This is a genomic window from Spiroplasma endosymbiont of Megaselia nigra (assembly GCF_003987485.1).
Taxonomy (GTDB): domain Bacteria; phylum Bacillota_I; class Bacilli_A; order Mycoplasmatales; family Mycoplasmataceae; genus Spiroplasma.
On the sequence record NZ_RCOO01000035.1, the window covers coordinates 1 to 9,403 of the forward strand.

10 protein-coding genes and 1 pseudogene are annotated in these 9,403 nt (G+C 24.5%); 7 read left to right on the forward strand and 4 right to left on the reverse strand.

Features of this window, described 5'->3' with window-relative positions:
* Positions 1 to 84: 84 nt before the first annotated feature.
* The 5 genes and pseudogenes from D9R21_RS08745 to D9R21_RS02600 form a co-directional block, all read left to right on the forward strand.
* Positions 85 to 379 (forward strand): annotated as a pseudogene (locus D9R21_RS08745) (transposase); the annotation flags it as partial.
* Between the two features lie 431 nt (positions 380 to 810).
* Positions 811 to 2,058, forward strand: coding sequence for a hypothetical protein (locus D9R21_RS02585; RefSeq protein WP_126820980.1), 1,248 nt, complete (start codon positions 811 to 813; stop codon positions 2,056 to 2,058).
* Between the two features lie 7 nt (positions 2,059 to 2,065).
* Positions 2,066 to 2,668 carry a hypothetical protein gene (locus tag D9R21_RS02590; protein WP_126820981.1) on the forward strand — a complete coding sequence of 201 codons (603 nt, stop codon included), beginning with the start codon at positions 2,066 to 2,068 and terminating at the stop codon, positions 2,666 to 2,668.
* Complete coding sequence (locus D9R21_RS02595) at positions 2,658 to 3,269, forward strand: hypothetical protein (protein WP_126820982.1); 612 nt, start codon at positions 2,658 to 2,660, stop codon at positions 3,267 to 3,269. The genes D9R21_RS02590 and D9R21_RS02595 overlap by 11 nt, the downstream gene beginning before the upstream one ends.
* Before the next feature lie 7 nt (positions 3,270 to 3,276).
* The gene (locus D9R21_RS02600) at positions 3,277 to 3,798 is read left to right on the forward strand and encodes a hypothetical protein (protein WP_126820983.1); all 522 of its coding nucleotides are present in this window, start codon (positions 3,277 to 3,279) and stop codon (positions 3,796 to 3,798) included.
* A gap of 352 nt (positions 3,799 to 4,150) precedes the next feature.
* Here D9R21_RS02600 and D9R21_RS02605 read toward each other — a convergent pair whose 3' ends face one another.
* Positions 4,151 to 5,446 carry a cryptochrome/photolyase family protein gene (locus D9R21_RS02605; RefSeq protein WP_126820984.1) on the reverse strand — a complete coding sequence of 432 codons (1,296 nt, stop codon included), beginning with the start codon at positions 5,444 to 5,446 and terminating at the stop codon, positions 4,151 to 4,153.
* Between the two features lie 147 nt (positions 5,447 to 5,593).
* On the opposite strand from D9R21_RS02605, the gene D9R21_RS02610 reads away from it, so the two are divergent.
* Entirely contained in the window at positions 5,594 to 6,202 is a 609-nt protein-coding gene (locus tag D9R21_RS02610; RefSeq protein ID WP_241568693.1) for a hypothetical protein, read from the forward strand.
* Here D9R21_RS02610 and D9R21_RS02615 read toward each other — a convergent pair.
* From D9R21_RS02615 to D9R21_RS02625, 3 genes are all read right to left on the reverse strand, one after another.
* Positions 6,152 to 6,436, reverse strand: a complete 285-nt coding sequence (locus tag D9R21_RS02615) for a Y-family DNA polymerase (RefSeq protein ID WP_241568694.1) — start codon at positions 6,434 to 6,436, stop codon at positions 6,152 to 6,154. The genes D9R21_RS02610 and D9R21_RS02615 overlap by 51 nt on opposite strands.
* A gap of 39 nt (positions 6,437 to 6,475) precedes the next feature.
* Positions 6,476 to 7,264: a hypothetical protein gene (locus D9R21_RS02620; RefSeq protein WP_126820985.1), complete on the reverse strand. Its 789-nt coding sequence runs from the start codon at positions 7,262 to 7,264 to the stop codon at positions 6,476 to 6,478.
* A 119-nt stretch (positions 7,265 to 7,383) separates the two neighbouring features.
* Positions 7,384 to 8,418, reverse strand: a complete 1,035-nt coding sequence (locus D9R21_RS02625; RefSeq protein ID WP_126820986.1) for a hypothetical protein — start codon at positions 8,416 to 8,418, stop codon at positions 7,384 to 7,386.
* A gap of 388 nt (positions 8,419 to 8,806) precedes the next feature.
* On the opposite strand from D9R21_RS02625, the gene D9R21_RS02630 reads away from it, so the two are divergent.
* A complete protein-coding gene (locus D9R21_RS02630; protein WP_126820987.1) occupies positions 8,807 to 9,238 on the forward strand; it encodes a hypothetical protein in 432 nt (143 codons plus the stop codon).
* Positions 9,239 to 9,403: the final 165 nt, after the last annotated feature.

Here is a 9,403-nt window from a genome sequence, read left to right on the forward strand (position 1 = left end):
AATTTTTTATAAATTTTGTTATCATTTAGTCATAAGCGAAACTTAATTTGTTTCTAATTACTTAATTTTATTAAAAACCTAAGAATAATGAATACTACCAAAGAGTTTTCAGAATGAAAACAAATTGAAGCTTATATTGGTACTAAAGTTTATTTTTGTGATAAAGGTAAACCTACTTAGAAACCTATTGTAGAACGAATTAATCGTGATTTAAGACATTGATTTCCTAAGGGGATAGATTTAGATGTTTATTCACAAGAATATTACGATGAAATAAGTTAATATAATAAATGAAAGACCACGACAGTGTTTAGGTTGAAATTCAGCAAAAAATTATTTTGTCAATTTTATTAAAAAATATGTTAATATAAAAATATAAGATTTTTTTCTACTTGCATTTACAATTTTCAAATTAAAAAATACTTGCAAAATTTTTGCAAATAAAATATAATAACACTGTAGTTAAAACAGGTTGCATAAAGACTAATTAGTTATTAATATGGTCCAATCTTAATAATTAATTATTTTTTTAATTATATGTTTCCTTTGTAAAAAACTACAAAATGAAACCAACATTGCAAATAAGTACTCTTTATAATTGTATAATCATTTAACGGTCCAAAATATTACTTTTAAAGTAATTGTTTATAAAATTATTTAATAATAAATAATTGCAATGTTGGTGGGGAAAAAATCTATATGTTGCCTTTGAGCGTTTTACTAACAGTAAAACGCTTTTTTTATAGCAAAATTAACTAGATAAGTTTATAATTATAATAGAGTATAAACAACAGAGGGGAATTATTTTACATGCAAAATGGATTAGAAAAGCAGTTGGAAGATACGTTTAAAAGTTCCGAGCAAGCAATGTTTGATGCTTTATTAAAAAGTTATTATTTAGATGATGATCAATTAGATTATTTGCATAAACATTATCGACCAATTTTTACTTTTGATGATAATGAAGCATGTATTTGTTTAAGTAATGAGCAATATGCAAATTGTTGCAAAACGAAGGTATTAAATTCAACTAAAAATCGTGCTCAATATATTTCAATTTTACAAGCAGTAGGGGACTTAACATTAAAAGAACAATATATTGAACAAGAAACAAAGCATTATCAACAAGTTTTAAAAAAATGTATTAAACAAAAATGTATTTTACAAGAATGTAATAATAAAGTTGGTCAGCATAATCTTTATTCGCTTGATATTAGTAAAAATCATTATTATTTAAATCGTTATCATTCTAAACATTTTTTAAAAAATATTAAAACATCTTTTTTAGATTTAACATCAACAGAGAAAGTACCTTATTTTTTTAATGTTTTTTGTCAAAAACATTTGAATGAATATCTTCAGTCAAACAAAACACTTGTACCGCAGTTAGAAGCATTATTAATGAATATTAACGATAATTTAGTGGATCATCGAGAAGTTTATGAAACATATGTTAATTATTATTATAGTTTAAGTGTTGCTGAACAAGTGATTTTAACAATTAAACTTCGCCGAATTATGAAATTAGCGTTAGTTTATCAATTAGAATTATCACGTTTACTAAATGATTTAGATAATCAACAACATAGCTATGTTGTTAAAAAAATAAATTTGCCAAAAGAAATTCATTCAATTGTTTGCAATGATATTCTATTAGCACAATTAACTCCAATCACTTTTCAAGCAATTAATTCACCGAATAATCCGTTTTTACCAAATAAAATTTTATACACAAGATTAGTTAATAATGCAAAAAAGGGGGAAATTCATTTTATTTATCATAAAAATAATCGGATTTTAAATACTTACTTTGCTGAATGAGCAGAAAAAAATAAAAATGAAAAACAATGACAAAATTATCTATCAAGTATTATCCTTAATCAAGGAACCCATTTTTTAATTAATAAAAAATATTATGATAAACTAAATCAAAAAACAAAAGATTTAATTAATATTTATTATTATAATAGGTTTGAACAACCACTAAATTCAGCAGAAGAATTAATGCTCCAAACTTTTATTAATAATTTTAATAATGGCATTAATATTTTAAAATAGGAAGTTGATGAAAATGACAATCTTAGGATGAATTATAATTGGAGTTTTTCTTATTTTATTATTTATTTTTATTGATTTTTTAGGATGATTTTATCAAAAAAAACAGCAACTTTTTTTTCAAATTTTTAAACAATTAGAAGTTGAAAATCAAGAATATATTAATAATAATTTATCAAAATTAACTTTGCAAGAAATTAACGTTAAATTTAAATTAGACCCAGGTGAAAAAGTATTTAGTAATATTCCTGTTACTGTTTATCTTCAACATAAATTAAAAAATAATCAAACTCATTCCAAATATACAATTCCATTTGAAAATGGAATTAGTGTTGGTTATGGGCAAGGTAAAAGAATTAAAGAAATGTATCAAATTCTATTTCAAAATGGTCATATGTTTATTACAAACCAAAGAATTTTAATTATAAATGAAGACATTACTACAACTTGACCATTAAGTGAAGTTAATAATCTTGAATTAAGTATTTTTCGAATTAATAATATTCTATATCAAGGCTTTTATTTATATACGGAACAAAAACGTTTTATGATTATTGTAAAAGGTTTAGAAACGCCATATCTAATTTATAAGGTGTGAAAGCATGAATCATAATTATTTAATTGGAATTATTTTATTTAGTACTATTTTAGGTGTTGCAATAATTATTGTTGCTATTTTAGCTTTATGCCAGCAACAAAAAATAAAACATTTTAAACAAAAGAAAAATGAACTACAAAAAATGATTGATAACAATCAAACATTCTTAAATGATAATTTAGTCGTAATTAAAATTAAATATGAATTGCCAAAAAATGAAATTTGTTATTATCAAGCACCAATTATTGGCTATGAAATAACAAAACCAAAAGAACTTCAACAAAATATCTACTACTTAACTCAACAAATAAAAGAGCAATATTATATTGAATACTTGGCTGGTTATTTAAATCTTACTACTAATAATGGTAAGGAAACAATTAATGGAACCATTTATGTTACAAATTACCGCTTAGTTTTTGAAACTAAAGATCAAAATCTTATTATTTGATTAAAAGATATTAATTTTGTTTTACCAAGTATTTTTAATCTTAATGGTTTTTATCAAATCGGTTTTTTTATTAGTACTACTGAAAAAATTTATCGCTTTATTACAAATGATGTTAAAATATCAATGACAATTTTTAAAACATGACAACAAAATAGGGGAGGCTAAGTAAACAATGAAAATGCATATTATTTTAGTTTTTTCATTAATCTTAATGTTAGCTTTATATACTTTTCATACTTTATTTTTTATTCATTATCAAAAACAAAAAGAAAATAATAAGGCAATTAAAGAATATAAATGAAAAGCAATGATAATTTTTATCTTTATTACCATCTATCTGCTTTTAACTCCACTTAATATTTTTATTATTATTGATTATATTTTATTAATGACTTTATCAAGTATCTCAAATACATTTGCTTATTTATTTGTAATTATGGCAATTTGTAATTATGGCTTAATTTTAAGTTATTTAATTATTCAAACATTAGTTAATAATAGTTTATGAATTAAAGTAAATGATGAAACCATTTTCTTTTTAGATGAAGAAATTATCTTATCGCAAGTGATTGGTATTGATATCAATGGTTTGTTTAATAAAGTTATTTATAAAGTTGATGGAGAAATTGAAAAAAAAGTTATTGTTAGGAAAAAAACATTTGAATTTTTAGAACAAATTAAATTAACAAATTAAAAAGCAATCAACTGGTTTTCCCAACAGGTTGATTGCTTTTTTTCTGTTTGGGTAACAAAAATAATTATGTTGGCGAAATAAGGATTTATGTAAATTATTTTTTTATGGTAACTTAATTAATAAAAAGAAAAGAAAAGATAAGAGATAACCCAAAGGGGAGAGATAGTAGTGTAATTATAAATTATTTATATAATTATTCTGTTTACTTTAGAGATTTAGGAAAAATACTTTTCCTTACCCATAGTATACTATTAATATTAAAATAATACAATATTTTTTTATTTTTTAATAAAATAAAATATTTTTCTAAAATAAAAATATGAACTTTGCTAGCATTTTTCCATAATGTTAGTTATTTACCTTTATAAATTTCTAACGCTTTTTTAACAGACATTTTGTAATCAACAATTTTATTAATTGCGGGGCGGTTTTTTAAAAACTTATTACAATATTTTGCTGTTGGATCATATTTTTTTTGTTGTAACTCAGGATTAAAAATTCGAAAAAATGGTTGAGCATCAAATCCCGTCCCTGCTACTCATTGTCATGAGCATTGATTTATAATAGGGTCATAATCTATTAACTGTTGAGCAAAATATTGTTCGCCTTTACGTCAATCAATTTGTAAATTCTTAACTAAAAACGAAGCACAAACCATTCTTGCTCGATTATGTAATAACCCTGTTTCTTTTAACTCTTTCATTCCAGCATCAATAAAATCATAACCAGTTTCACCATTTTGCCACTTTTGTAATCATTCTGGATTATTTGTCCAGTCAATTGTTATTTTTTTATTTCAATTTTCACTAAAAGATCATTGTTGATGTAATTGCGCATTATAAGTTACTTGATAATAAAAATCTCGCCATGCTAATTGGCGCGCAAAAGCGTTATCAAAAATACCAAATTTTTCAATGCTTCAAAGATAACATTGTCGAATTGAAATAATGCCAAATTTTAAAGCAGTACTAATTTTTGCTGTACTAGTTTCTAAATCAACAAAATCACGAGTTTGATGATAGCTTTGATCTAATTGAAAAATTGCTGTTTTAACTTTTTCAGGTTCTAATGGTAAATTAAAATCACTAGATTTAACATTTGTAATGTCCTGTAAAATATCAAGATTTTTTAATTGTTGAGACGAAAAGGATTTAACCTTATAAGGAACAATATTATTATCGTTAAAATGTCCTTTTAATTTATTTCAAAATGGTGTAAAAACAGTATAATATCCATTTTGAGTAGTTTTTATTGTTCATGGTTCTATTAATACATAATCATCAAATTCACGATAAATAAAATTATATTCTTTTGATAACTGACGCATTGCTTTACTTCGGTTAAGAGCAAATGGTGTATAATCACGGTTTGTATATATTTTATTAATTTTATAACCTTGGTCTAATAAAAATTTAATTCCGGTTTGTTCATTTTCACTTTTTAGAAAATTAACATGAACCTTTTTCCTTAATTGTTTTAAACAATGAACCATTGCTTGAAAACTACGGGGTGAAAAATAATTATTTTCTTTTATTTGTTCTTTTGTAAAAATAAATAATAAATAAATTTTATCTTCTTCATTAGCCAACTGAGCAAGACCGAGATTATCTTCAATTCTAAAATCACGATGAAAAATAAAAATGTTCATTAATTACAACCACTTTCTAATTTATTTTTTATCATTATACTATAAATATGCTGTCAAATAAAAAAAGATTAAATTTAATCTAATACACATTTATTCCAATTTAAGTTATAATTATATACAGATATTAAAGAGAAGCGGGGAGTTAGAATGGGAGTACCAACATTTTGTCCAATTCATTTAAAAATTCATGAATGTTCAGAAAATAGTAATAAAGCTATTTCAAGAGCAACTGAAAATAAGATTAAAGCAAAAATGAATCGAATGCTAAATCCAACTACAACTAGTAATGAACCTATTAAACCAGCAGTAGTTGAAAAGGGAACAATTCAATATATTTTAGAAAATGCTAAAAAAAATAATGAAAACATTAAACACAAATTAGGAATTCCAAATGAAGATGAAAAAGCAATTGGTGTTGATGAAAATGATATTAAAGAAAAAATGGCTCGTTTACGTGCTGCAGTTACCAACCAACAAGAAGTAGGTAAAAGAGATAATAATAATTTATCTTCCCCTACTCGTACTAGTAAAAAAGATCCTGGCTTGCAAGAAATAATCGATCATGCTTATCGAGTTAATCGTGGCATTGAACGCATCAAAAGTTCATCTGAAGAAGACCCGTTAGAAACAATTAGTGATTTTGATAATAATGACTTAGATCAATTAAATGTTAAAATGCAAATTAACCAAGGAAAAAAAACCGTTTTAAACGCATCGAAACAAAAAAAGTCAACCCATATTAATAAAATCAAATAATTTTTGCGCAAAATCAACGTATAAACCAAAATCTTGCTTAACAATTTCAAGGTCCTGGCAAATTTCTTTTGCCTTATATAACGGCATTGGACTATTAATGCCTAATTGTCGTGCTTCATAATTCGCTGTTGTTACAACTGCTCGCCGTGAAGAATTAGCAACAACAAGTGGTTTTCCTTGAAAGTGTTGATTAGCAACTTGATGACAACTAGCAAAAAAAAATATTCATATCAATATGAAAAATAACTTTCATTCTTTCTCTCCCCTATTTTACTAAAGGCCAAAGGGTCCTGTATATTTATAAATTTTTTTAAAAATAAAATTATAACCAAAAATATATGTAAACTCAATACTCCGTGAATAACTACGAGCAATAATTCAATCATCATATAACTCCGGAAACTGTTTTTTAACAAATGGTCGCATTTCTGTTTCATATCAATTTTCTAAATTTTGCTTAAAATGGCCATTAAAACTTAATAAAATTAAATATGCTGCAATAATAAAAATTAATAATAAATTTAAGACTCTATAGCGATTAATAAAGTAAAAGAAATTATTATGGTCTAACAAGGCGGGATTAGTTTTTAGAATAGCAATAAAAATAATTGTAAATAATGAGACGATAAGAAAGAATAACAATAATAATGGTGGAGCCAAATATAATAAGAAATGCATTGTTTGAACATGTTTATTTTTTAAATATAATTGGGTTGCAAAAAATGTTCGCCCTAAAACATAATCTAATCCCATCCCCGATAAAAAATAAGACTGATTAAATAATTGTAAATCATTAATATAAAATGTTTTCTTTTTATAAGAATGTGTAATTAAAACTTGGCCCGGTTTACGAACAACTTTTAAACCAGTAATTTTCTTTTTCGTTAAATAGCGATCAATTACTTCTAATGAAATCATTGATTGACTTGGAGCATTATTTAAATTTGGAATCGGAACTAAAATATTTCGGTAAGATAGAATTAAAAAAATTAATATAATAATATTAATCGCAATAAAAAATCCAATTAAAATAAAGGCTATTTCACTATTTCCTAATATCATCTTAATCATCCTCTACTATTAAATAATAAAATAAACTGATAATCCTTATATTATAACTTGAAAGTGTAAACATTAATAGGGTATTGTGCTAAAAAATATTTTTTTCTTTTCCTTTTACTCTAATTGTTATCTTTTGTAAGAGTTGTTTCCTCAATTAATTCAATCTCCCCAGTTTTAACTTTTTGTAATCGTTCTTTAACTATTGCTGATAAGGATAGTAAACTACCATTATTTAATTTCATTTGTAACAATTTTTTTCGTTCTTCATTATTGGGGTCAGCTGCTAATTTTAATAAACGCAAACGTTGTTCATAATTTAAATTATTGGGATCTAGCACATCCTCATCATTAATAAAGATTGCTTCTTTTTTACTTGCATCAATATTTATTTTAGCATTTTTTAAGATATTGCTCATTGTTAATGGTTCATTGTCTAAGATTTCATCTGAAATTAGCGGTATTCCATCATTACTATTAGATAAGGACAAATTATCATTATTTTTACCCCGTACTTTTGAAAGTAAAACTGGATTATTAAAATATTTTTGGTCAGGATAAACCTCATCACCGCCAACGCATGGAGTCGCATCTAGTACAACTTGAGCTGGTTTATTTAATAATTCTTCTAATGATTTAGGAGCATAAAAACTATATTTTCGGCGTCCTTCAATCCGTGGTTCTTGAACTCGATTTCGTAGAACATCTAATTTACGCGTAATTAAATTAGCTTTTGATTTTTGCCAACGATCATAAATTTGATTAACATCAAGTGCTGGAGTAACCATATCATTTTCATTAAATGGAACAAATCGATTCTTATTATTTAAATTTAATTCATCTAAATCAGTTAATTCTGTTGCTTGGTTAATTTCTGCCCCTTCTATTGGTTGAAATTCAGAATAATCTAATTCATCATAATTATCATTGTGATCAAAAACATCATTTTGAACATTATTTTGTTTAACATTAAATTTATTATTGTAATATGAATATGTCTCAAATTCATTTGTTAATCTAGTAATTTTATCAACAGAATTTTGATTATTATTTAATATCGTTTTATCTTGCAAAATTGAAGTTGGTCGTTTTGCTGGATCAAAATCATTTGGGTCATAATCATCTCAATAATCAATTATTTTTTTATTATTTTCCATTATTAAAACCCCCATACTTTTTTCACCTATTTATTATACTATAAAATTAAGGTGAAAAAAAGAGTTCAGATAGCTCTGATTAATAAAATATCTGGTTTTTAAATAATCATTGATTAAGTCATTAATTAGTGCTATACTATGAATATTATTAAACTTATATCAAATTATTAAAACTATATTAACAATGTTACTAGAAATACGAGTGTGAAATATTTATGTCTGTTGCTGTTTTTTTTAATTTGATAATAATATTATGAATTAATTTTTTACATACCAAATATCTTAAATTATTTAAATTTGAGTACCAACCACCCCTGTGCTTTATTTTCATTTTTTTATATAAAAATATTAAAATATTAAATATTGAAAATGAAAGAAGGAAAACAAAATGAAAAAATTAATAAGCATACTAGGAATCACAACAATTGCTAGCAGCATTATGCCTGGTGTTGTAGGAAATAGCCCATACCAAACAAATAATATCACTCAATATCAAGTATTAAAAATGAAAAATTTTGTATCTGATAATACAACTACAGTCAACCTAAACGATGTCTTATGAATGAAATCAGAAAATAATGATACTATCGTTCAATTTGCTAACGGTTCTAAACCAATTACATACAGTAATACACTAATGTGAAATAAAACCTTAAACCAAATTAAAGACAACGCACAATACTTCCGAAATGAAAGCACTATCTTAAATATCAATGATATTATCAGAGCAAATAACAACAATGAATTCATCAGCAACAACATTAGCACCACACTTGGCGCTAACGCATACAATGAATTTATCGAACACATCAATAAATAATAAATTTCAAATCATTAAATGACTAAAAATAAATAATTTAAAAAAGTTTACTTAATATTAGACTGCACCCCAAAAAGTAAGTAAAATTAAAAAAGAACTTTACTAAACTTTTAGAGGAGGTGCATTTTTATATGGCAAGAAAAGGACAAAAATTTAATAAATATA